Annotated in this window: 22 protein-coding genes; 12 read left to right on the top strand and 10 right to left on the bottom strand. The window is 63.8% G+C overall.

Annotated elements, in window-relative coordinates; genetic code table 11:
* The first annotated feature begins 21 nt into the window (after window positions 1-21).
* Both ACXAF5_RS19005 and ACXAF5_RS19000 read left to right on the top strand, forming a co-directional pair.
* Window positions 22-771 carry an SDR family oxidoreductase gene (locus ACXAF5_RS19005; RefSeq protein ID WP_474947763.1) on the top strand — a complete coding sequence of 250 codons (750 nt, stop codon included), beginning with the start codon at window positions 22-24 and terminating at the stop codon, window positions 769-771.
* Window positions 768-1,397, top strand: a complete 630-nt coding sequence (locus ACXAF5_RS19000) for an enoyl-CoA hydratase/isomerase family protein (protein WP_239368032.1) — start codon at window positions 768-770, stop codon at window positions 1,395-1,397. Before ACXAF5_RS19005 ends, ACXAF5_RS19000 begins: the two co-directional genes overlap by 4 nt.
* Here the strand turns inward: ACXAF5_RS19000 and ACXAF5_RS18995 are convergent.
* Window positions 1,394-1,699, bottom strand: a complete 306-nt coding sequence (locus tag ACXAF5_RS18995; RefSeq protein ID WP_474947762.1) for an HNH endonuclease — start codon at window positions 1,697-1,699, stop codon at window positions 1,394-1,396. The two genes, ACXAF5_RS19000 and ACXAF5_RS18995, sit on opposite strands and share 4 nt — an antisense overlap.
* A gap of 66 nt (window positions 1,700-1,765) precedes the next feature.
* Here ACXAF5_RS18995 and ACXAF5_RS18990 point away from each other — a divergent pair, with 66 nt between their 5' ends.
* A complete protein-coding gene (locus ACXAF5_RS18990) occupies window positions 1,766-2,962 on the top strand; it encodes a TIGR03862 family flavoprotein (protein ID WP_474947761.1) in 1,197 nt (398 codons plus the stop codon).
* On the opposite strand, the gene ACXAF5_RS18985 is transcribed toward ACXAF5_RS18990, so the two are convergent.
* The 5 genes from ACXAF5_RS18985 to ACXAF5_RS18965 form a co-directional block, all read right to left on the bottom strand.
* Window positions 2,935-3,525 carry a glutathione S-transferase family protein gene (locus ACXAF5_RS18985; protein ID WP_474947760.1) on the bottom strand — a complete coding sequence of 197 codons (591 nt, stop codon included), beginning with the start codon at window positions 3,523-3,525 and terminating at the stop codon, window positions 2,935-2,937. The genes ACXAF5_RS18990 and ACXAF5_RS18985 overlap by 28 nt on opposite strands.
* Window positions 3,526-3,608: 83 nt before the next feature.
* Complete coding sequence (gene holA / locus ACXAF5_RS18980; protein WP_474947759.1) at window positions 3,609-4,637, bottom strand: DNA polymerase III subunit delta; 1,029 nt, start codon at window positions 4,635-4,637, stop codon at window positions 3,609-3,611.
* Window positions 4,634-5,167: an LPS assembly lipoprotein LptE gene (gene lptE / locus ACXAF5_RS18975; protein ID WP_239368038.1), complete on the bottom strand. Its 534-nt coding sequence runs from the start codon at window positions 5,165-5,167 to the stop codon at window positions 4,634-4,636. The genes holA and lptE overlap by 4 nt, the downstream gene beginning before the upstream one ends.
* The gene (leuS, locus tag ACXAF5_RS18970; RefSeq protein ID WP_474947758.1) at window positions 5,154-7,727 is read right to left on the bottom strand and encodes a leucine--tRNA ligase; all 2,574 of its coding nucleotides are present in this window, start codon (window positions 7,725-7,727) and stop codon (window positions 5,154-5,156) included. Before leuS ends, lptE begins: the two co-directional genes overlap by 14 nt.
* Window positions 7,728-7,814: 87 nt before the next feature.
* The gene (locus ACXAF5_RS18965; protein WP_239324584.1) at window positions 7,815-8,303 is read right to left on the bottom strand and encodes a DUF3576 domain-containing protein; all 489 of its coding nucleotides are present in this window, start codon (window positions 8,301-8,303) and stop codon (window positions 7,815-7,817) included.
* A gap of 282 nt (window positions 8,304-8,585) precedes the next feature.
* On the opposite strand from ACXAF5_RS18965, the gene ACXAF5_RS18960 reads away from it, so the two are divergent.
* On the top strand, window positions 8,586-9,560 hold the full coding sequence (locus tag ACXAF5_RS18960) for a porin (RefSeq protein WP_239368044.1): 975 nt from the start codon (window positions 8,586-8,588) through the stop codon (window positions 9,558-9,560).
* A 113-nt stretch (window positions 9,561-9,673) separates the two neighbouring features.
* Window positions 9,674-10,330, top strand: a complete 657-nt coding sequence (locus ACXAF5_RS18955) for a YggS family pyridoxal phosphate-dependent enzyme (RefSeq protein WP_474947757.1) — start codon at window positions 9,674-9,676, stop codon at window positions 10,328-10,330.
* On the opposite strand, the gene ACXAF5_RS18950 is transcribed toward ACXAF5_RS18955, so the two are convergent.
* Window positions 10,322-10,822, bottom strand: a complete 501-nt coding sequence (locus ACXAF5_RS18950; protein ID WP_474947756.1) for a L,D-transpeptidase family protein — start codon at window positions 10,820-10,822, stop codon at window positions 10,322-10,324. The genes ACXAF5_RS18955 and ACXAF5_RS18950 overlap by 9 nt on opposite strands.
* Window positions 10,819-11,907: a GTP cyclohydrolase II gene (gene ribA / locus ACXAF5_RS18945; protein ID WP_474947755.1), complete on the bottom strand. Its 1,089-nt coding sequence runs from the start codon at window positions 11,905-11,907 to the stop codon at window positions 10,819-10,821. The genes ACXAF5_RS18950 and ribA overlap by 4 nt, the downstream gene beginning before the upstream one ends.
* A gap of 169 nt (window positions 11,908-12,076) precedes the next feature.
* Here ribA and ACXAF5_RS18940 point away from each other — a divergent pair, with 169 nt between their 5' ends.
* The gene (locus ACXAF5_RS18940; protein WP_005617145.1) at window positions 12,077-12,763 is read left to right on the top strand and encodes a response regulator transcription factor; all 687 of its coding nucleotides are present in this window, start codon (window positions 12,077-12,079) and stop codon (window positions 12,761-12,763) included.
* Window positions 12,764-12,921: 158 nt separating this feature from the next.
* On the opposite strand, the gene ACXAF5_RS18935 is transcribed toward ACXAF5_RS18940, so the two are convergent.
* Window positions 12,922-14,040: a TauD/TfdA family dioxygenase gene (locus tag ACXAF5_RS18935; protein WP_474947754.1), complete on the bottom strand. Its 1,119-nt coding sequence runs from the start codon at window positions 14,038-14,040 to the stop codon at window positions 12,922-12,924.
* A gap of 318 nt (window positions 14,041-14,358) precedes the next feature.
* Between ACXAF5_RS18935 and ACXAF5_RS18930 the strand changes: the two genes are divergently transcribed.
* The 4 genes from ACXAF5_RS18930 (at window position 14,359) to ACXAF5_RS18915 (ending at window position 17,134) form a co-directional block, all read left to right on the top strand.
* Complete coding sequence (locus tag ACXAF5_RS18930; protein WP_474947753.1) at window positions 14,359-15,147, top strand: exodeoxyribonuclease III; 789 nt, start codon at window positions 14,359-14,361, stop codon at window positions 15,145-15,147.
* Between the two features lie 197 nt (window positions 15,148-15,344).
* Complete coding sequence (locus ACXAF5_RS18925; RefSeq protein ID WP_474947752.1) at window positions 15,345-16,280, top strand: tetratricopeptide repeat protein; 936 nt, start codon at window positions 15,345-15,347, stop codon at window positions 16,278-16,280.
* Window positions 16,281-16,307: 27 nt separating this feature from the next.
* A complete protein-coding gene (locus tag ACXAF5_RS18920; RefSeq protein ID WP_474947751.1) occupies window positions 16,308-16,952 on the top strand; it encodes an LON peptidase substrate-binding domain-containing protein in 645 nt (214 codons plus the stop codon).
* Entirely contained in the window at window positions 16,949-17,134 is a 186-nt protein-coding gene (locus tag ACXAF5_RS18915) for a Trm112 family protein (RefSeq protein ID WP_474947750.1), read from the top strand. The genes ACXAF5_RS18920 and ACXAF5_RS18915 overlap by 4 nt, the downstream gene beginning before the upstream one ends.
* A gap of 19 nt (window positions 17,135-17,153) precedes the next feature.
* Here ACXAF5_RS18915 and ACXAF5_RS18910 read toward each other — a convergent pair whose 3' ends face one another.
* Complete coding sequence (locus ACXAF5_RS18910) at window positions 17,154-18,380, bottom strand: UbiH/UbiF/VisC/COQ6 family ubiquinone biosynthesis hydroxylase (protein ID WP_474947749.1); 1,227 nt, start codon at window positions 18,378-18,380, stop codon at window positions 17,154-17,156.
* A 176-nt stretch (window positions 18,381-18,556) separates the two neighbouring features.
* Here ACXAF5_RS18910 and ACXAF5_RS18905 point away from each other — a divergent pair, with 176 nt between their 5' ends.
* Complete coding sequence (locus tag ACXAF5_RS18905) at window positions 18,557-19,888, top strand: amidase (RefSeq protein WP_474947748.1); 1,332 nt, start codon at window positions 18,557-18,559, stop codon at window positions 19,886-19,888.
* Window positions 19,889-19,995: 107 nt separating this feature from the next.
* Window positions 19,996-21,174, top strand: a complete 1,179-nt coding sequence (locus ACXAF5_RS18900; RefSeq protein ID WP_474947747.1) for an aminotransferase class I/II-fold pyridoxal phosphate-dependent enzyme — start codon at window positions 19,996-19,998, stop codon at window positions 21,172-21,174.
* The last annotated feature ends 70 nt before the right edge of the window (window positions 21,175-21,244 follow it).

The raw sequence follows: 21,244 nt of genomic DNA, 5'->3' as shown, positions 1-21,244 counted from the left end.
ACATAGGTTGGGAGAGAATTTATGGAATTCAGAGATAAAACGGTCGTGATTTCCGGCGCCAGTCGCGGCATCGGGGCGGATGCAGCAAGGGTTTTTGCCGCCGCCGGGGCAAATGTGGTCCTGCTGGCCCGCAGCGTAGAGGCGCTGGAGGCGCTGGCGCAGGAGATCGGCGAAAAAGCGCTCGCACTGGCCTGTGACGTGGCGGATTACGCCGCGGTCGACGCCGCCTTTGCGCGTGCGCATGCGGTTTTTGGCAGTCTCGACGTGCTGATCTGCAACGCCGGCATGATCGAGCCGATCTCTCGGTTGGAGCAGGCAGAGCCTGATGCCTGGGCGCAGCTCATTAATGTGAATATTACCGGTGTGTTCAACATGATGCGGGCAGGGCTGCCGCATCTGAAGGCGGCGGGTGGTGGCTCGGTTCTGACCATCGGGTCGGGGGCGTCGCAACGACCACTGGAAGGCTGGAGCGCCTATTGCACCTCCAAGGCCGGGGCGGCGATGCTGACGCAGGCGCTGCACCTCGAAGAGGCTGCCAACGGCATCCGCGTCATGGGGCTGTCGCCGGGCACCGTGGCCACGCAGATGCAGCGCGAGATCAAGGCCAGCGGCATCAACCCGGTCAGCCAGCTGGACTGGGAGGACCATATCCCGGCGGAATGGCCGGCGCGCACGCTGCTGTGGATGTGCAGCGCGGATGCGGACGATTTTGTCGGGACCGAGATCTCCCTGCGGGATGAGGGGATTCGCAAGCGGGTTGGTCTGATATGATCGAGAGCCATCAGGACGCGCGCGGCTGCCTGGTCCTGCGGCTTGACCGTCCGGACAAGGCCAATGCGCTGACGCCGGAGATGCTGGAGCGGCTGATCGCGGAATTGCGGTCAGCACAGGACGCGCGTGCGGTGATCCTGACCGGCACCGGCAAGGTGTTCAGCGCCGGGGCGGATCTGGACGCTGCCCGGGCCGGCCTGGCGACCTCGCCGCTGTGGGAGGAACTGTCGGGCACGCTTGCGGCGATGCCATGCCTGAAGGTCGCGGCCCTGAACGGCACGCTGGCCGGTGGCGCCAATGGCATGGCGCTGGCCTGCGATATCCGCATCGCGGTGCCGGGCGCAAAGATCTTCTATCCGGTGATGCAGCTTGGCTACCTGCCGCAGCCCTCGGATGCGGCGCGGATGCGGGCGCTGATCGGACCGGCGCGGACCAAGATGGTGCTGGCGGCCGGGCAGAAACTCTCTGCGCAGGAGGCCTATGACTACGGGTTGATCGACCGCATTGTCGCCCCGGAGGATCTGATGTCCGTGGCGGCATCCCTTGTGGAGCCGTCCCTGAGTGCGGCGCCGGACGTGGCCCGCGCCATCTTGCAGGCCTGCGACCGCGTGCCGGACCATCGCTAGCGTTTGCGCCGGGTTCCCGGCACCCGGGAGGTAAAGGCGGGCGGGCGCTTGCGGATCCAGGCGATGAACTTCGCCAGTCTCGGGTGCTGTTGCAGGGCCGCGATGGTGCTGTAGTCACGGGCCAGCTCCGCCTCGCTGAGGGTGGCGTGGATTTCCTTGTGGCAGATGTGGTGTAACAGCACCGTCGGTCCGCCCTTGCCCCCTTTGAGTTTTGGCACCAGGTGATGCAGGCTCTGCGGGACGTCCGGCGGGATCGGCCGGTTGCAGAGCGGGCATGTGGGGTCGGTGGTCTGATCGGGCATGGTCGGTCACGAATTATGAAAGCACGCAGGTCAAGATGCGGCAGGGACAGCAAAAGGCAAAGTCGTATGCAAGATTGGGATGCGGTGGTGATCGGGGGCGGCCCGGCCGGTTTGATGGCGGCGGGCGAGATCGCCCGGATGGGGCATCGGGTGCTGTTGGTGGAGGCCAAGCCCTCGCCCGCCCGCAAATTCCTGATGGCGGGCAAATCCGGCCTCAACCTGACCAAGGACGAACCTGTCGAGACGCTGCTGTCGCAGTACGGCGAGGCCGAGGCGTGGCTCGCGCCGATGATCCGCGCCTTTGATGCCCGCGCCGTGCAGGACTGGGCCCGGGGGCTGGGGCAGGATTTGTTCACCGGCTCGACCGGGCGTGTCTTTCCCAGCGTGATGAAAGGCTCGCCGCTGCTGCGGGCCTGGCTGGCGGCGCTGGATGGCGGTGGTGTCACGCGGCAGCTGGGGTGGCGCTGGACGGGCTGGCAGGATGAGCACCTGTCCTTCGACACGCCCGCCGGGCCAGAGCGGATTTCTACACGCGCGACGGTTCTGGCGCTGGGCGGTGCCAGCTGGGCGCGGCTCGGGTCCGACGGCGCCTGGGCGGCGATGCTGGCGGCGCGCGGCGTGGCGCTGGCCCCATTTCAGCCCTCGAATGCCGCGCTCTCGGTTAACTGGAGTGATCACATGGCCCCGCATTTTGGCGCCGCGCTCAAGGCCGTGGCCTGGCAGGTCGGGACGCAGCGGGGGCGCGGCGAGGCGACGCTTTCGCGGCGGGGGCTTGAGGGCGGCGGGCTCTATGCGTTGACCCCGGCGCTGCGCCAGGGGTACCCGTTGCATGTGGATCTTGCACCCGATCTCACCGAGGCCGCGCTGGCGGCGCGTCTTGCCAAGCCGCGCGGGAAGGCCAGCTGGTCCAACCACATGCGGCGGGTGCTGAAGCTCGCGCCGGTGAAACTGGCGCTGTTGCAGGAATTTGGCCGCCCCTTGCCACAGGATCCACAAGCGCTGGCCGCTGTCATCAAACATCTGCCGATCCGTCATTCCGGGCTGCGCCCGATGGACGAGGCGATCTCCACCGCGGGCGGCGTGCGGCGCGATGCGCTGGACGAGGGGCTGATGCTGAAGGCGCTCCCCGGCACGTTCTGCGCCGGAGAGATGCTGGATTGGGATGCGCCCACGGGCGGTTATCTGCTGACCGCCTGTTTTGCGACCGGGCGCTGGGCCGGGCAGGCCGCCGCGCGTTACTTGGACAGCGCCGCCACGCGCTGAAACGCCTCGCGGGCGCGCATGCGTTTGCCGTAGGCCAGCAACGCGTCGCTCTCGACCTCGAACTTCGCTCCACGGGCCCAGTTGAGGCAATGGGTGAGCAGGATGTCGGCGATGGAGAAGCTGTCGCCGGCGATGAATTCATCGGTCAACCGGGCCTCGACACGGCTGACGGATCGGGCAAATTCCCAGCGCAAGGACTCCTTGATCGCCGGCACCCGCTGTTCTTCCGGCAGGGCAAAACTGTGCCGCGCAGCCATCCAGAGAAGCGCATCCATCTCGTCGTTGAGCATATTGGTGACCGAATCCTGCCGTGCGCGGGCCAAAGTGCCGGCGGGCGCGGTCAACGCGCCGTGCTTGTCGGCGAGATAGGTGATGATCGCCACGGAATCACTCACGGTCGTGCCGTCCACCACAAGGGCGGGCACCTTGCCTGATGGGTTGTAGGCGCGGATTTCGGCGCTTTGCGGTGCCGCATCCTCCAGTTCGTAGGGTTGTTCCAGTTCCTCCAGCGCCCAGAGCACGCGGAACGTGCGGGTCATCGGCTTGCCGATCACTTTGTACATGATGTGTCCTCCTCGGTTGCAGTCAGGTTTGCTGCACCTGCGAAAGAGGTCAAGCTGGCCGTCGCGTCGTCGCGGGATGGTTATCAGCGGGAGCGGGCCAGCATGGCGAGCCGGATCAGGGCGCGCTCGGTCAGCGCTTGCGCCGGGGCGCTTTGCCCGGCGGAGCGCAACTGCAGGTCGGTGTCGGTCAGGATCGTCAGCGCATTCTGCAATTTCTGCGCACCCCAGCCCTGGGCCTGGCGCAGCATCCGGTCGCGCCGCTTGCCATAGAGCGGCGGACGCAGGCCCCCGATGCCCTGCGCGGGGCCGCCGGGATGAGCGGCGATGCTGTAAAGCGTGCGAAAATGCCGGGTGGCCCCGATGCAAAGGCTGACCGCATTGGTGCCCTGCGCCTGCAAACGCCGCAGCACGGGGCCGATCTCGGTGCTGCGCCCTTCGGCCACCACGTTGAGCAGATCGTCCAGCGCCGCCTCGGTGGATTGCGGTGCAACCGCGTCGATGTCCTCCAGCGTCAGCGGGCTGCTGTCGCCGTGTTTGTAGAGGCTCAGCTTTTCGATCATGCGGGAGAAATCGCCGGGGCCGATCTCATTGGCAATGTCGGTCAGCGCCGACATGCTGTCGCCGGGCACATCGCGCACGCCCGCCTCGCCCAGGATGCGCTCGATCTCCGCGCGCGAGGGCGGGTCGTCATAGATGCCCGTGGCGTAGGCATTGCTGTGGGTTTCAAAGGCCTTGCGCAGCTTGGACGACGTCTTGAGCTGCCCGGCGGTGACCACGATCTGCGCGTCACCCGACTGCCATTCCTGCAAGGCGGCGGTGATCGCCGGGGTGGCGGTGTCATTGGCATCCTCGACAAACACCGCGCGGATGCCGGGAAAGAAGCCCACCGCCTTGACCGCGTCCAGCAGCCGGGCCGGATCCTTGCGCAGGTCGCTTGCGGGCATGCGGGTCAGGCGCATTTCCTCTTCGGCGGCAGGGCCAAGGAGGGCGGCCAGCATCTGCTGACGTTTGAGCGACACGCGCATCGCGTCCGCGCCGTAGATCAACAGCCCGGTCTTGCCGGGGTCGGGGCGGGCGAAATAGCCCTCGGCCTCGCGCGGGCTGAGTTTCATGTGCCGGTCGTCCTGCCCAATCCGGGCACCGCATAAAGCCGGGTCACGATCTGATCGGCCAGAATCACCATCAGGCGTTCGTGTGCGTCGGTCTCGGAGGCGAGCGTCTGCACAGTGGTGCCGCTGGCGGAATAGCCCGAGAAATTCTCGACCTCGCCGCTGGCCACGATCTGCCCGTCCGACAGGCGCACGAGGCTGTAGCCCGCGGTGCCGGTCAGCGAATAGCGGGTGATGTCGCCCTCGGCGGTGATCGCCTGGCCGACCTCGGCCGTGTCGAGCGTCAGATCCATGCGATAGGCTGGCGCCCCCGCGCGGCCAAGACGTGTCTCCAGCTGGCGGACGAAGTAGTAGGCATCGCTGTCGCGAGGTGCGCCGATGGTTTCGGGCGCCTGAAACGCGATCTGGTTGCGCAGGGCGGTGCCCGCTCCGTTTGGCCCATAGACCGGCTCAAACCCGCAGGCCGAGAGGCTGGCGCCAAGAGGCAGCGCCAGCGTGAATTTCAGGAATTTGCGTCGGTCAGGCAACGACATTGACGATCCGCCCCGGTACAACGATCACCTTCTTGGGCGCCGCACCGTCCAGCGCCCGCTGCACAGCTTCATGCGCCAGCGCCAGTTTTTCAACCTCCGCCTTGTCGAGATCCTTGGCCACTGTCAGCTCGCCGCGCCGTTTGCCATTCACCTGGATGGGTAGGGTCACAGTGTCCTCGACCAGCATCGCCTCATCCGCGACCGGCCAGGGGGCATTGGCAATCAGACCTTCGCCACCTTGGTGTGCCCAGATATCCTCGGACAGGTGCGGGGTCATCGGCGACATCAGCTGCGCCAGGGTCTTGATCGCCTGCTTTTGCACCGCGGCACTGGCCTTGGATTTCGACAGCGTGTTGGTGAAGCCATAAAGCTTGGCGATGGCGGCGTTGAAACCAAAGCTCTCGACCCCCAGCGTTACATCACGGATCGCCTTGTGCATCTCGCGCAAGAGATCCTCGTCGCCTTCGCCCTTGGCATCCGGGTCCATCTCGCCAATGCGATCACAGAGGTTCCAGACCCGGTTCAGGTGCTTATAGGCGGCTTCGGCACCAGATGCCGTCCATTCCACATCCCGCTCGGGCGGCGAATCGGACAGAACAAACCAACGGGCGGTATCAGCGCCGTAGGTGGAGATGATCGCCAGCGGGTCGACCACGTTGTTCTTGGACTTGGACATCTTGGCGGAGGGGATCACCTTGATCCGCTCGCCCGTCTCCTTGACGAAGACACCGCCGTCGCGCTCCTCGACCTCGCTCGGGTAATGATAGATCGCGCGGCCGTTGTCGTCCTTGCGCTCGGCATTCTCATAGATCGCGTGTGTCACCATGCCTTGCGTAAAGAGCGCATCAAACGGTTCTTTGGCGCTTTCGGGCAGGTGGCCGCAGATCTGCATCGCACGGGCAAAGAACCGCGAATAGAGCAGGTGGAGAATCGCATGCTCGATGCCGCCGATGTATTGGTCGACGTTCATCCAGTAGCTGGCCGCCTCCAGATCGGTCGGCGTCTCGGCGCGCGGTGCAGTGAAACGGGCGAAATACCAGCTAGAGTCCACGAAAGTGTCCATCGTGTCGGTCTCGCGCTGGGCGGGCTTGCCACAGGCGGGGCAGGCACAGTTGCGCCAGCTCGGGTGACGGTCCAGCGGGTTGCCGGGGACCGAGAAATCAATCGCCTTGCCGTCCTCATCATAAGGCAGCGCGATGGGCAGGTTTTCTTTCTTCTCAGGCACCACGCCGCAGTCGGGGCAGTGGACGACGGGAATCGGGCAGCCCCAGTAGCGCTGACGGGACAGACCCCAGTCGCGCAGGCGGAATTTGGTGACGCCTTCGCCCCAGCCTTCGGCCTCGGCCTTGTCGACGGCGGTGTTGACACCCTCTTCGCCGGTTTGTTCTTCGGCGCCTGCAAAGCCGCGCACATAGCGGACTTTCTCGGCTTTGGTTGGCACATAGGCTTCGGTCAGCTCACCTGCGCCTTCGACCGGTTCCATCACCGGGATGATCGGCAGGTCGTATTTGGTGGCGAATTCAAAGTCGCGCTGGTCATGCGCCGGGCAGGCAAAGATCGCGCCGGTGCCGTAGTCCATCAGGATGAAGTTGGCGATCCAGACCGGCAGCTCCCAGTTCGGGTCCAGCGGGTGCTTGACCCGCAGGCCGGTGTCGTAGCCCAGCTTTTCGGCGGTTTCGATCGCTTCTTCGGTGGTGCCGCCCTTGCGGCATTCGGCGACAAACTCTGCAACCTCTTGCGATTCGGCCTCAAGCTGCTTGGCAATCGGGTGATCGGGCGAGATGCCAACAAAGCTCGCGCCCATCAGCGTGTCTGGGCGAGTCGTATAGACCTCGATCGCCTCTTCCCCATCGGTGCGCTCAAAGCTGAACTGCAAGCCGCGGGACTTGCCGATCCAGTTTTCCTGCATCAGGCGCACCTTGGCGGGCCAGTTCTCCAGCCCGTCGAGCGCCTGCAAAAGTTCATCCGAGTAGTCAGAGATCTTGAAGAACCACTGCGTCAGTTCGCGCCGTTCCACCAGCGCACCGGAGCGCCAGCCGCGACCGTTCTCGACCTGCTCGTTCGCCAGAACGGTCATGTCCACGGGATCCCAGTTGACCACGGCGTTCTTGCGGTAGACCAGACCTTTTTCAAGGAAATCAAGGAACAAGGCCTGCTGCTGGCCATAGTATTCCGGGTCGCAGGTGGCAAACATGCGCGACCAGTCGAGCGAGAGGCCCAGCGGCTTCATCTGTTCGACCATCGTGTCGATGTTGGAATAGGTCCAGTCCTTGGGGTGCCCGCCCGAGGCCATCGCGGCGTTTTCCGCAGGCATGCCAAAGGCGTCAAACCCCATCGGGTGCAGCACGTTATGGCCGGTGGACAGCTTGTAGCGCGCAATCACGTCGCCCATCGTGTAGTTGCGCACATGGCCCATGTGCAGCTTGCCCGACGGGTAGGGGAACATCTCAAGCACATAGTACTTGGGCTTGTCGTGATCTTCTTTCGCTTGGAAAATGGCGGCCTCTTCCCAGGCTTTTTGCCATTTGGCTTCGATGTCCGAGGCTTCGTAACGCGACATGTGAGCGGTCCTTTGACTAAAAACGCCGGGCTTTAGACCCGGCGCTTCTGATACGTGTAATTTCTATTGGGTTCCAGTGCGCAGGCGTCAGATCTTCTTGTCGGCCATGCGTAGCTGACGCGCGCGGGACAGAATCGCATCTTCGACCGCGCGGGCGGTTTCCGCGCTCACGGCGCCGCCGCGGCTTTGCAGCGCGACATTGAGGGCGCGCGCCTCAAGGGCGGGGTCCTTGATGTGAATCGTTGCGCGATAGGCGCGGCCGCCACCGGGGGGCGTGCCATAGCCGGTGATGATGACGCCGGTGAAGGGATCGACGGACTGAACCGGCAGGAAATCAAGCACATCAAGGCTCGCAGCCCAGAGGTAGCGATTCACCTGGACGCGCTGTTCGCTCTTGCGCGGGCCAAAGGCCTCCCAGATCGTGGTGCGATCTTCGCGCGCTTCGCGACCCTCGCCGGCCAGCACGATGGTGTCGGCATCATTGACCTCGGTGCCGGTGTCCAGCGACCGAAAGGCACCGCAGGACGCCACGAAAGCCAGTGACGAAAGAAGGATAAAGGTCTTTATACCACGCATTTTGGCCGGGCCCGCTCCTGATTTTCCAGTTGGACTACTCCTAGACAAGCGGGCATGCGCCAACAAGCCTATTCTTTAATAGACTCGCTGCTGCTGCGCTTTGACGGGATATTCGCCGAAATCGACTGTGGCACCGATGCATCAATTTGTTGATGAAAGGTTTTCCCCTTTCAGCGCGCGCTTGCTTCACGACCCCAATTCGAGCGAGAGGATGTGCGTACTTGAGGAGCGAAGTGGCGTCAGCCGATTGCTTCTTTGGAAATTCAAACCCGAGGGAAAACCATGAAAAAGATTCTCTTCGCTTCGACCGCACTGGTCGCGACCGCAGGCGTCGCAGCAGCAGAGCTGACCATCGGCGGCTCCGCACGTTTTGGTCTGGCTTACAACGAAGCTCAAACTGACGAGACCCGCATCGAACAGCGTATGCGCGTCAACATCACCGGCATCGCGGAAACCGACGCTGGCGTGAAACTGGAAGCTCGCTTCCGTCTCGAAGCCAACGAAGACTCCCACGCCAACGACATCTCCGGTCGTGGCCCGGGCGCAGCTGGTTTCGCAGTGTCCTACGGCGGTCTGCGTGTTGACGTTGGTAACGTCTCCGACGTTTTCGACTCCGGCGACCAGGTTGACTTCTACGGTTACGGCATCGGTCTGACCGCCCTGATCGAGCACAACTCCGTGTGGTACGACACCGCAGCAGACATCGGCGGCTTCGGCGCAGGTGACGCGGACGCGACCACCATCAAAGCTCGCTACAACGTTGGTGACTTCTCCGCATCGCTGTCCTACACCGAGACCCGCGCTCAGGCAGCTGTTGCCGCAACTCCCGGTTCCGCAGGTTCCGCAGCTGTTGCAGCCAACGAAGAGTTCCAGATCGGTCTGGGCTACACCCTGGCAAACGGCATGACCATTGCTGCTGCTTACGGTGACGACGACAACGCAGGTGACTACTACATCCTGAACGTTGCTGGTTCCGCAGGTGCTCTGGGTTACTCCGTAATCCTCGGCGACGGCGACATCTTTGACGCCGGCGGCGTTTCCGGTGACCTCGCCTACGGTGCGTCCATCAACTACGAGATCTCCTCCGCAACCGCGATCCAAGCTGTTGTTTCCGGTGGTGGTCTGGACTCCTCCGAAACCGCTTACGGCCTGGGCTTCACCCACGGTCTGGGTGGCGGCGTCACCCTGGCAGGCGGTATCGCACGCGACACCTCCGAAAACACCCTGGCAGACCTCGGCGTGAAGTTCTCCTTCTAAGCCGATCTGAACCACAGTGTTCTTGGGGCGGGCTCTTCGGAGCTCGCCCTTTTCTTTTGTGCGCAAACAGTGTTTTGTCCGGCCAAACAGCCCCCTAGCTAAATGAGGCCGAGATGTCGCTGAGTGAGATCAAATCCCGTATCGCCACTGCCGAGGCTGCCGCCGGGCGCGCCCCCGGTTCGGTGAACCTGATTGCCGTGTCCAAGGTCCAGCCCAACGAACGTGTGGAGGCGGTGCTGGAAGAGGGGCACCGGATTTTTGGCGAGAACCGCGTGCAGGAGGCGGCCGGGAAATGGCCCGGATTTCGCGAGACATTCCCGGATGTGGACCTGCACCTCATTGGCCCGTTGCAAACCAACAAGGCGCGGCAGGCGATGGAGTTGGTGAATGCCATTCACTCCGTGGATCGCCCAAAGCTTGCCACCACGCTGGCGCGGCTTGCGCAGGAGCTGGGCCATTGCCCGGAGCTGTTCATTCAGGTCAACACCGGTGAAGAAGAGCAGAAAGCGGGTATCCTGCCCAAGGACGCCGATGGTTTCATCCAGGAGTGTCGCACGCTCGACCTGCCGATCAAGGGGCTGATGTGCATCCCGCCGGTGGATGAGGAGCCAAGCCTGCATTTTGCCCTGCTCGCCAAGATCGCCGCGCGCAACGGGCTGAGCGGTCTGTCGATGGGCATGAGCGGCGATTTCGAGAGCGCCATCGCACTCGGAGCCACCCATGTACGGGTCGGATCCGCGATCTTTGGCGAGCGCGCCTATTCAGCGTGAGCGCACGATGACCCGCGCACCCGGGTGCAGACGCTCGGCAATCCAGCGCAGGGTCTGGCGTGAAAAGGCGATGCAGCCTTCTGTTGGATACCCGGGCCGGCGCCATTGATGCAGGAAAATCGCCGAGCCGCGCCCCTTGACGGAGTTGGGCCAGTTCCAATCGGTGAGCAGCACCAGATCATAGAGCGGATCTGTGCGGCGCAGGGTCTCGTGGCTATAGGCGTAGGGCGCGCGCACCATGTGGTTGTAATCCGGCGCCGCCCCGTCATCCGACCACAGATCGCCGGGGAGAATCGGCGTCGCCCAATCCTGTGGCGCGGTGATGCGATCAGGGCGATAGAGCATGCCGACAACGCGGTGGATGCCAACCGGCGTGGCGCCATCGCCTTCGCGTTTGTTCGATGAGATGCCCCCTTTGCCGATGCTGCAGGGAAACACCCGTCCCATAAACCGCAGCCCCTTCGGCGTCAGCACCAGATCCGCAGGCGTCATAGCATGTGACCCGACTTGCTGGCTTTGGTCGCGAGGTAGTGGCGGTTGAAGTCGTTCTCTCCCACCTTGAGCGGCACCCGTTCTGCAACCGTGATGCCGGTTTTCTCCATCATCGCGATCTTGCCGGGGTTGTTGGTCATCAGGCGGACGGAGGCGAATCCCAATTCGCGCAGGATCGAGGCACCAAGACGGAAATCGCGCTCGTCATCCTCGAACCCCAGTCGGTGGTTGGCCTCCACCGTGTCAAAGCCCTGATCCTGAAGGGAATAGGCGCGCATCTTGTTGGCGAGGCCAATCCCGCGCCCTTCTTGATTGAGATACAACAGAACGCCCGCGCCCTCGGTCCCCATCTGCGCCAGCGCACCGCGCAACTGCGGTCCGCAATCGCATTTGAGCGAGCCCAGCACATCGCCGGTGAAACAGGCCGAATGCAGTCGGGCGAGCACAGGCTTGCTGCGATCCGGGCGACCGATTTCGATGGCATAGTGTTCCTCGCCACCGTCTTCGGGGCGGAAGATATGCAGGCGTCCGGCCTCGGAGGCTTCCACCGGCAGGCGCGCAGCGGCGACCGGATGCAGGGGCGAACTTGTGTTCAACAGGGGCTCGGCAACTGCGCGGGGCAGCAGGGTCAGATCGTGCTGGAGCGCAAAATCCCCGGCGTTGTCCAGCGCGACATAAGCGGCGGCGGGTAGAAGCCGTGCGGATTTCACCAGCGCGATGGCCAGGCGCGGCAGCGTTGCATCGCCACTGCGGGCACTGGTCAGCGGCCCCTTCATGGGCGTTTGCAAATCATCCGCCGGATCAGCCAGCGCCTGTATCCAGGTCAGGCCCAAATCTGCGGGCACCGTGACCCGTGCGATGTCCTCGTCATAGACACGCGCCTTCAGCGTTGCCGCGCGCCGCGCCGTCAGCGCCAGTGACACCGGCCCGAGTGCGCGCAGATCGGCGAGGCGCTCGGGGCTCAGGCTTTCGACCGCAATGGCAAGGATGGCAGTGTCGCCGGTGGTCAGGATCACCGGCAATCCCATCCTCAGATCCACACGGGCACGGGCGATCCGCTCCAGCATTGTCGGCAATAGGCTCATCAGGTCTTGGTCCCGGCTGTAACATCAGGAGCCTACTCCTATGCTCAATTGCTGCAAAAGTGAAATATTTCCGCGCCTGGGGACACGTCGACGTGAAGCCGTGATGGCAAAGCTTGTTCTTTCGCGGGCAGGCACACATCTGTGAACACAAGACAACAGGAGACACCACATGGCCCAGTTGAAGAAAATCCTGCTCGTTGATGATGACGAGGATCTGCGCGAAGCGCTGAGCGAACAGCTTGTTATGACCGAAGATTTCGACGTCTTCGAAGCCGGTGACGGGCAGGGCGCAATGGAGCGCGCCAAGGAAGCGATCTATGATCTGATCATCCTCGACGTTGGGCTGCCCGACACCGATGGGCGCGAGCTGTGCCGCCTGATGCGCAAGCAGGGTGTGAAGTCGCCGATCCTGATGCTGACCGGTCACGACAGTGACGCGGACACGATCCTGGGGCTTGATGCCGGCGCCAATGACTATGTCACCAAACCGTTCAAGTTCCCGGTGCTGTTGGCCCGCATCCGTGCCCAGCTGCGCCAGCACGAACAATCCGAGGACGCGGTTTTTGTGCTTGGGCCCTATACGTTCAAACCCGCGATGAAGATCCTGATCACCGAAGACGAGCGCAAGATCCGTCTGACCGAGAAGGAAACCAACATCCTGAAGTTCCTCTACCGCTCCAACGATGGCGTGGTGCCCCGCGACGTCTTGCTGCATGAGGTCTGGGGATACAACGCAGGGGTTACAACCCATACGCTGGAGACCCATATCTATCGTCTGCGCCAGAAGATCGAGCCCGATCCGTCGAATGCGAGGCTCCTTGTGACGGAATCAGGCGGTTACCGGTTGGTGGCCTAGGCAACAATCAGGTGTGGAACAAGTTTCGGCTGCACACGTTATGCGGTCGAGACACATCAGAAATCCCGCGCATATCCGGGTTATGATATGCATCCTCCCTGTTGGACTGGCCGGGCTTCGCGCCCGGCCTTTTTTTGTGCCGTGTCAATTTGTGCGTGTCAGGCTGTGCGGTGCAAAACGCGCAGGCGGCTCTCGAACTCACCGCGATCCACGTAGCACCCGTGCAGGTGGCGATAGCCCGTTTGCGGGTCAAAGGCGTCACGCCCGTGCAGCACGCGCCGATTGTCGAAAACCACCATCTCGCCGCCGTTGAGTTTGAGCGTCACGAGGTATTCAGGCGACCGGGTCAGGATCATGAACTGCCGATAGGCCCGGTAGTAGCGCTGCATCAATGCGGGCTCGAGGTCGAAGTTATCCGCCAGATGGGCGTTAAAGCAGATCTCGATCACGCGGCCGTCTTCGTCGAGGTTGATGACCTTCTTGCGGTTGCGAATGTCGGTCTCATGGTCGTGAAAGCGGAACGGGACCGAGACGGTGGAAAGCAGCTCAAAACTCTCGGGGTCTTGGTCGCGCAGGTCCTCGGCGATGGCGTAGCCGTCACAAAACAGCGAACCACCCCCGACAGCCTCATTGGCGAGGCAGTGCAGGAACTGAAACCCCGGCGGTAGCTCCTGATTGGTCAGATCCGTGTGCAGGGGCAGGGCGATGGGGGTGTAGGCGAGGTTGTTGGGATTGGGTTTGGATTTCACCTCAAACGTGACGCCAAAATTTGTCTGCCGCAGAAAGCCGATGCGGCGGGCAACCTCCATGCCGGCCTCGGTTGTGTCGGCAAGCCCCTCGATGATCGACAGGCCCATGATCTGGGTCTGCTCCAGCCAGCTGCGCAGCATGCGATCCGAGGTCAGCACCTCCTGCGCCGCGACGCGCGGGATGCCGTCGGCGCCCAGATCGCTGCGCCAGGGCTGAAACCCGGTGCGCGCCGGATCAGACGCTCGTGTGCCTGGCACATGTGCACGCAGCCAGGTCAGGTCAAAGCGACTGCTGCTCTGGGCCGCATCCTGCCAGTGAACCATCAGATGCGAGCCGGAGATCGCAACGGATGCTGCGGTGATGTCGGGCGGGATCGCGGAGAGATCGGTGACCCGCTCCTGCGTGTCGGGATGAAACCCGGCGGGGTCATTGTCGCGCAACCAGATATAGGGGTAGCGGGCGGATGTGCCATCGGTGAAAGAGACGAGAACGCACGCGTCCTCGGGCTGCAAAACGGCCTGTGCCATGAGAATCCTCCTGGCGTTTGGGAGACTAGAGTGTGGTGGAATCGCCCCGTCAGGGCGAAGCAGCAGGCGCCGGCGGCGGCCACCAGTCATAGGCCTTTTTGTAAGGGTGCCCGGGGCGTTGCCCCAATACCGGTACCATCAGTTCGGCCAGTCCCGTGTCTGTGCGTCTCTTGTGCAAGTGTAGAATATGGGGCGTGGTGTTTTGCAAGGCCTTTCACGGCGTCGAGATTGCGCAGGAAACCGCAGGCGCCCCACTGGTATCTCGGGCGCGGCACAGGCAATATCCCGGCAAACACTTGCCAGAGATAGAGAGCCCGCATGTCCTTTACCCTCGCCACATGGAACATCAACTCCGTGCGCCTGCGCGAACCGATCGTGATCAAGCTGCTGCAGGAAGAGGGGCCGGATGTGCTCTGCCTGCAGGAATGCAAAAGCCCGGTCGAGAAGATCCCGATGGAGGCGTTCCGGGCGCTGGGATATACCCATATGGTTGCGCGCGGGCAGAAGGGCTATAATGGCGTGGCGATCCTGTCCCGGCTGCCGATCGAGGATGTGGGCGACAAGGATTTTGCCAGCCTCGGCCATGCCCGCCATGTGGCCGGGCGGCTGGAAAACGGCGTGACCATCCACAATTTCTATGTGCCCGCTGGCGGGGATGAGCCGGATCGCGAGAAGAACGTGAAATTCGGCCAGAAGCTCGACTACCTGACCGAGATGCGGGACTGGTTCCATGCGGACCGGCCCGAGAAATCGGTGCTGGTCGGGGATCTCAATATCGCGCCGCGCGAGGATGACGTCTGGGACCACAAGAAACTGTTGAAAGTGGTGAGCCACACGCCGATCGAGGTGGAGCATCTGGCGCAGGTGATGGAGGCGGGCGGCTGGGCCGATGTCACGCGCAACGACATTCCCGACGGGCAGCTTTATAGCTGGTGGAGCTATCGGGCCAAGGACTGGGACGCCGCCGACAAGGGACGCAGGCTGGATCATGTCTGGACCACGCCCGACATCACCAACGCCACCCATTCCAGCCGCATCCTGCGCGACGCGCGCGGGTGGGAAAAGCCAAGCGATCACGCGCCGGTCTTTGCCACATTCGATCTCTGATCTCCGGGATCAAGGGGCGGGGAGGCTCCCGCCAAAAGACGCGCGCCCCAAGGGGCGCGCATTTTTGTTGGGCCGGGCGCCGCACCTGCCGGTGCGGCGTGCGCAAGACGCACGCTTGGTGCCAAACTCATCCCTTGGTTTTCCGGCGCTGAAATCGCATATAGGGCGCAAGCAAGACTCGAAAGGAGTGCGGAGCAATGATGGACATTCTGGGCGGTGGTGCGAGCGCGGCACCTGCGGGCGATCTCATCAAGGATGTGACCGAAGAGACCTTTATGGCAGAGGTTGTCGATGCCTCCATGGAGGTCCCGGTGATCGTGGATTTCTGGGCGCCGTGGTGTGGTCCCTGCAAGACGCTGGGCCCGATGCTGGAGACAGCGGTGACCAAGGCCAAGGGCGCGGTCAAGATGGCCAAGATCAACGTTGACGACAACCAGCGCCTGGCCGCCGCGTTGGCGCAGCAGGGGCTGCCGCTGCAGTCGATCCCATCCGTCGTCGCCTTTTATCAGGGGCGCCCGGTGGACATGTTCCAGGGCGCGCTGCCGCAGTCGGAAATCGACGCCTTTCTGCAAAAGCTGGCGGAGACCGCGGGCAGTACTGCAGATGGCGGGTTGGGCGAGGCGTTGGAAACGGCAGAGCAGATGCTGGAGGAAGGCGCGGCTGCGGATGCGGCGCAGGTCTTTGCCGCGATCCTGGGAGAGGACGACAAGAACGCCGCGGCCTACAGCGGCCTGGCGCGGTGTCACGTGGCTCTGGGCGAACTGGATCAGGCCGAAGCGGTGCTGAACGGTGCCCCCGCCGAGATTTCCACGGCGGCCGAAATCGAGGCGGCGCATGCCCAGATCGAACTGGCGCGGCAGGCGGAGAACGCAGGCCCGGTCGCCGATCTGCGTGCCGCGGTCGAGGCCAATCCCGACGACCATCAGGTCCGCTTTGATCTGGCGCAGGCCCTGCACGCCGCAGGCGATGCCGAGGCGGCGGTGCAGGAGCTGCTGGAGTTGTTCCGGCGTGACCGCGAGTGGAACGACGGCGCGGCCAAAGCCCAGCTGTTCACCATTTTCGAGGCCCTGAAGCCCAATGATCCGGTGGTGCTCAATGGCCGCCGCAAGCTCAGCTCGATGATATTTGCCTGACGCGAATGCGGCGCTAGGTTCTCTGTCATGATAAAAGCCGCAGACCTGCCGGATACGATCCCAGTCTTTCCTTTGCCCGGGGCACTTCTGCTGCCCCGGGCAAAGCTTCCGCTGCATATCTTTGAGCCGCGCTATCTTCAGATGCTCGAGGATGCCCTCAAGACCCGCCATCGCGTCATCGGCATGATCCAGCCCTGTAGCGCCCGTAAGGCGGAGGGGAGCGGCCTGCATGTGATCGGATGTGCCGGGCGGGTGACCCAGTTTTCCGAAACCGAAGACGGGCGGTATTTCATCACGCTGTGCGGCCTCTCGCGGTTCCGCGTCATGGCCGAGGTCGAGGGGTTCACCCCCTATCGGCGCTGTTCGGTGGACTGGAACGGGTTTGATGCGGATCTTGGGCACGCCGAAGGGGATGCAGCCTTTGACCGCGCGGCGCTGTTGGAGCTGCTGGGGCGCTATCTGGAGGCGCGCGGGATGTCGACCGACTGGGGCGTGCTGGATGAAGCGGGGGATGAGCTGTTGGTGAACTCGCTGTCGATGCTGCTGGATTTCGAACCCGAGGACAAGCAGGCGCTGCTCGAAGCCCCCAGCCTCACAACCCGGCGTGAAACGCTGGTCACATTGATGGAGTTTGCCCTGCGCGGCGGCTCGCTTGAGGAAAAACTGCAATGAATGAAACAACACCTGCCTTTGACCGGCACATGCTGGAGGCGCTTGTGTGCCCGGTTACTCAGACGGTGCTGGAATATGACGCCGAGGCGCAGGAGCTGATTTCGCGGCCTGCAAACCTCGCCTTTCCGATCCGCAACGGGATCCCCGTGATGCTGACGGATGAGGCGCGCCCGCTGGAGTGACCTGGCCCCGGGCGCGCGGTCAGAGCGGGCGCCCGCGCAACAGACGCGGCAGATCCCCCGAGAGCCCTGCGGCTTCGCGCACAAAACCCCGGCGCAGTCCGGGCAGCGCGTTGGTCAGCCCGAGGCCCAGGTCACGGGTGGCGCGCAGGATCGGATTGTCATTGGAAAACAGCTTGTTGAACACATCTGTCGCCAGTGCCAGGGACGTCGTGTCAAACCGCCGCCACTGCTGATACCGCGCCAGCACAAGCGGGCTTGCGATGTCCTCACCGCGCCGGGCGGCATCGGTCAGCACTTCGGCAAGGCTTGCAATATCGCGCAGACCAGCATTGAGCCCCTGACCCGCGATCGGATGCAACCCATGTGCGGCATCCCCCACCAGCGCCAGCCGTTCGCCGTAGAACGCATTGGCAAGGCTCAGTTTCAGCGGATAGCTGAAGCGCTTTCCCTCCAGCCCGATCTCTCCGAGAAACGACCCAAATCGCGGGCGCAGCACGGTGAGGTAATCCTCATCCGAGAGTGCTTGAATGCGGGCGGCCTCCGCGTGGGTTTCGCTCCAGACGATGGAACTGCGATGGCCGGGCAGCGGCAGGATCGCCAGCGGCCCCGGCGGCATGAAGAACTGATGCGCGATGCCGTCGTGCGGTTGTGCGTGCGAGATGGCGCAGACCAGCGCGGTCTGGCCATAGTCCCAGCCGGTGCGCTTGATGCCGGCGCGTTCGGCGGTGCCGCTTTGGCGACCATCCGCGCCCACCAAAAGCGCGCCCGAGAGCTGCGTGCCATCCTCAAGCGTGACGGTGACCGCGTCCCTGCTGACGGTCTGTGCAACCACCCGCTGGCCTGAAATCTGCGTGATCTTGGGCTCCGCCTCCAGCGCCTCCAACAAGGCGCGGCGGAGATAGCGATCCTCGACCATATAGCCCATCGGACCTTCGTCCAGATCGCTTGCCTCAAAATGCAGAAACAGCGGTGAGGGGCCGCGCCCGGCGATGCCGTCGCTGACCTTGATCTCGTTCATCGGCTGTGCGTGATCTTCTATGCGGGCCCAGATGCCAATCTGCTGCAAAAGCCGCGTGGACGCGAGCGCCAGCGCATAAGACCGGCCATCAAAGCCCGCATCCTCGCGGATCGGCGCGGGCAGCGCATCAATCAGCGTCACGGAGTGGCCGGCCTGTGCCAGCGCCAGGGCAAGCGAGGGGCCGTTGAGGCCACCGCCCACGATCAGGATATCACGCGTATCAGTCATGCCCCGCAATATGCGCCCCGCCGGGGAATTGTCCATGCCATTGTCCAGAGGCACGCTGCCGCAGCTTGCGGGTTTCGTGGCAGGGTCGCGCGGGATTGTGTGCCCGGAACGCTCTCGCTACGGTGGCGACACATTGAAATCCGCCCCGTCACGGGGATCACGAGAAGGCACACGCGATGCAGGACTGGCTGACCATGAGCGCCGCCCAACTGGGCCGCGGTATCGCCGCGGGAGAGATCGACCCGGTGGCACTGACAGAGACCTATCTGGCGGCCATCGATAGCCATCCCGAGACCGCGCGAATCTACACGCAAGTCACCCGCGACCGCGCCTTGGCCGAGGCTAAGGCCGCGCAGGAACGCGCAAAATCCGGCCTGCGCCGCTCGCCGCTCGACGGGGTGCCGCTCAGCTGGAAGGATCTGTTCGACAGTGCCGGGGTGGAAACCGAGTCGGGCTCGGATCTGCTGAAAGGCCGGGTGCCGGATCGCGATGCGCTGGTGCTGGAAAATGCAACCGCCATGGGCGCGGTGTGCCTGGGCAAGACGCATATGAGCGAGCTGGCGTTCTCCGGTCTTGGCCTGAACCCGGTCAAGGCGACACCGCCCTGCGTCAATGACCCCGAGGCGGTGCCCGGCGGGTCGTCGTCAGGTGCGGCGGCTTCGGTGGCCTTTGGGCTGGCGGCAGGTGCGATCGGGTCCGATACCGGCGGGTCGGTGCGGATCCCGTCGGCGTGGAATGACCTTGTGGGGCTCAAGACCACCTCCGGCCGCGTCAGTCTTGAGGGCGTTGTGCCCCTGTGCCTGAAGTTCGACACCATTGGCCCGCTTGGGCGCACGGTTGAGGATGCCGCCCTGATGCTGGCGCTGATCGAAGGCGCGGCCACTGCGCCGGATCTGGAGGGCGCATCGGTCGAGGGCAAGCGATTTGCGGACCTTCAGACGGTGGCGCAGGACGATCTTGCGCCGGAGGTGGCCACTGCCCATGCCGCCGCGCTGGACAAGCTGCGCGAGGCGGGGGCGGAGATCGTCCCGCTTGCAGTGCCGGAGCTGCCGGAGGCCATGGCGCTCTCTGCGATTCTCTACACCACCGAAGCCTACGGTCTGTGGAAAGACGTGATCGAGGCGACACCGGATCTGATGTTCCCGGAAATCCTTGCCCGGTTCCGCTCCGGTGCGGACTTCTCCGGTGCGGATTACGTGGCGGCCTGGGCCAAGTTGGAGCAGGTGCGCATGGTCTGGGATCAGGCGGTTGCGGGATTTGACGCGGTGCTGGCCCCTGCGGCCCCCATCCTGCCGCCCAACCTGGCCCGCTTGCAGAGCGATCACGACTACTACGTCACCTCGAACCTGATGACCTTGCGCAACACCCGCATTGGCAACCTGATGGGCGTCTGCGCGCTCTCGCTGCCCACGGGCACCCCCAGTTGCGGATTGCAGGTGATCGGTCAGCCCGACTGCGAGGAGGCGCTGCTGCGCGTAGGCGCGGGTATCGAGGCCGCACTGGCCTGAAAGACACACTGTTGCATCCGCGCCATCAGCGGGTGGACGCATGCCCGTTTGGCCTGTAACTTGCGGGGCAAACGGGGCGATTACGATCCCGGTATTGAGGCACAGACATGAAGTTTCCCGAGCGGTTTGCCCATCTGCCGCCCTACGCGTTTCCGCGTTTGCGTGCGCTTCTTGACCATCACGCGCCTGGTGGCGATGTGGTGCAATTGACCATTGGCGAGCCAAAACACGAATTTCCCGCATGGGTCACCGATGTGATCGTGGAGAATGCCTCTGCGTTCAACAACTACCCGCAGAACGAGGGCACCGACGCGTTGCGCGGTGCGATGGCGGACTGGGCGGCGCAGCGCTATGGCGTGACGCTTGATCCGGCGACCCGGCTGATGGCCCTCAACGGCACCCGCGAGGGGCTTTATAATGCGGCCATGGCGCTTTGCCCCGAGGAAAAGAACCGCCAGCGGCCAGTGGTTCTGATCCCGAACCCGTTTTATCAGGTCTATATGATCGCAGCGATTTCGGTTGCGGCGGAGCCGGTGTTCGTGCCCGCAACCGAAGAGACCGGCCACCTGCCGGATTATGCGTCGTTGCCCGAGGATGTGCTGAACCGCACCGCCGTGGCCTATATCTGCTCGCCCGCGAACCCGCAGGGCGCGGTGGCCTCGCGCGCCTACTGGCAGCAGTTGATTGCGCTGGCAGAGAAGTACGATTTCAAGATCTTCGCGGATGAGTGCTATTCCGAGATATATCGCGACGAGGCCCCCGTCGGCGCCCTCACCGTGGCAGATGAAATGGGCGCAGACCCGGAGCGGGTGGTTCTGTTCAACTCGCTCTCCAAACGCTCCAACCTGCCGGGGCTGCGCTCCGGCCTGTTGGCCGGTGGACCCGAAACGCTGGTGCAGGTGAAGAAACTGCGCGCCTATGCCGGCGCACCGATGCCGGGCCCCTTGCAGGCCGCGGCCGCCCGGGTCTGGGCGGATGAGGCGCATGTGGTTGAGAACCGCGCGCTCTATCAGGAAAAATACCGCATCGCGGACGAGGTGTTTGCAGGGCTGAACGGCTACATGTCACCTGAGGCAGGGTTCTTCCTGTGGCTGCCGGTCGAGGATGGCGAGGCGGCGACGCTGAGGCTCTGGCAGGAGACCGGCGTGCGGGTGCTGCCCGGCGCGTTCCTGGCGCAGGGCAAGGGGGCAGAAAACCCCGGACACGGATATATCCGCGTGGCGCTGGTTGCGTCAGAGGAACAAACACGCACCGCCCTTACGGTGCTGCGCGATTGTCTCTATTGAGATGACAGGACTGCCTGCTTCCGCAGATGTCGGGGGCAGGCCAAAAGCAAGACGAAACACCGGTGGGGCT

It is taken from the genome of Epibacterium sp. ABV4_022 (assembly GCF_056159345.1).
The sequence above is the reverse complement of the archived record's forward strand: the minus strand, read 5'-3'. Positions and strand labels throughout refer to the sequence as shown.

Coding starts and splice junctions, on each gene's coding strand:
- ACXAF5_RS19005 (WP_474947763.1), top strand. CDS start 22: ATGGAATTCAGAGATAAAACGGTCGTGATTTCCGGCGCCAGTCGCGGC.
- ACXAF5_RS19000 (WP_239368032.1), top strand. CDS start 768: ATGATCGAGAGCCATCAGGACGCGCGCGGCTGCCTGGTCCTGCGGCTT.
- ACXAF5_RS18995 (WP_474947762.1), bottom strand. CDS start 1,699: ATGCCCGATCAGACCACCGACCCCACATGCCCGCTCTGCAACCGGCCG.
- ACXAF5_RS18990 (WP_474947761.1), top strand. CDS start 1,766: ATGCAAGATTGGGATGCGGTGGTGATCGGGGGCGGCCCGGCCGGTTTG.
- ACXAF5_RS18985 (WP_474947760.1), bottom strand. CDS start 3,525: ATGTACAAAGTGATCGGCAAGCCGATGACCCGCACGTTCCGCGTGCTC.
- holA (WP_474947759.1), bottom strand. CDS start 4,637: ATGAAACTCAGCCCGCGCGAGGCCGAGGGCTATTTCGCCCGCCCCGAC.
- lptE (WP_239368038.1), bottom strand. CDS start 5,167: ATGTCGTTGCCTGACCGACGCAAATTCCTGAAATTCACGCTGGCGCTG.
- leuS (WP_474947758.1), bottom strand. CDS start 7,727: ATGTCGCGTTACGAAGCCTCGGACATCGAAGCCAAATGGCAAAAAGCC.
- ACXAF5_RS18965 (WP_239324584.1), bottom strand. CDS start 8,303: ATGCGTGGTATAAAGACCTTTATCCTTCTTTCGTCACTGGCTTTCGTG.
- ACXAF5_RS18960 (WP_239368044.1), top strand. CDS start 8,586: ATGAAAAAGATTCTCTTCGCTTCGACCGCACTGGTCGCGACCGCAGGC.
- ACXAF5_RS18955 (WP_474947757.1), top strand. CDS start 9,674: ATGTCGCTGAGTGAGATCAAATCCCGTATCGCCACTGCCGAGGCTGCC.
- ACXAF5_RS18950 (WP_474947756.1), bottom strand. CDS start 10,822: ATGACGCCTGCGGATCTGGTGCTGACGCCGAAGGGGCTGCGGTTTATG.
- ribA (WP_474947755.1), bottom strand. CDS start 11,907: ATGAGCCTATTGCCGACAATGCTGGAGCGGATCGCCCGTGCCCGTGTG.
- ACXAF5_RS18940 (WP_005617145.1), top strand. CDS start 12,077: ATGGCCCAGTTGAAGAAAATCCTGCTCGTTGATGATGACGAGGATCTG.
- ACXAF5_RS18935 (WP_474947754.1), bottom strand. CDS start 14,040: ATGGCACAGGCCGTTTTGCAGCCCGAGGACGCGTGCGTTCTCGTCTCT.
- ACXAF5_RS18930 (WP_474947753.1), top strand. CDS start 14,359: ATGTCCTTTACCCTCGCCACATGGAACATCAACTCCGTGCGCCTGCGC.
- ACXAF5_RS18925 (WP_474947752.1), top strand. CDS start 15,345: ATGATGGACATTCTGGGCGGTGGTGCGAGCGCGGCACCTGCGGGCGAT.
- ACXAF5_RS18920 (WP_474947751.1), top strand. CDS start 16,308: ATGATAAAAGCCGCAGACCTGCCGGATACGATCCCAGTCTTTCCTTTG.
- ACXAF5_RS18915 (WP_474947750.1), top strand. CDS start 16,949: ATGAATGAAACAACACCTGCCTTTGACCGGCACATGCTGGAGGCGCTT.
- ACXAF5_RS18910 (WP_474947749.1), bottom strand. CDS start 18,380: ATGACTGATACGCGTGATATCCTGATCGTGGGCGGTGGCCTCAACGGC.
- ACXAF5_RS18905 (WP_474947748.1), top strand. CDS start 18,557: ATGCAGGACTGGCTGACCATGAGCGCCGCCCAACTGGGCCGCGGTATC.
- ACXAF5_RS18900 (WP_474947747.1), top strand. CDS start 19,996: ATGAAGTTTCCCGAGCGGTTTGCCCATCTGCCGCCCTACGCGTTTCCG.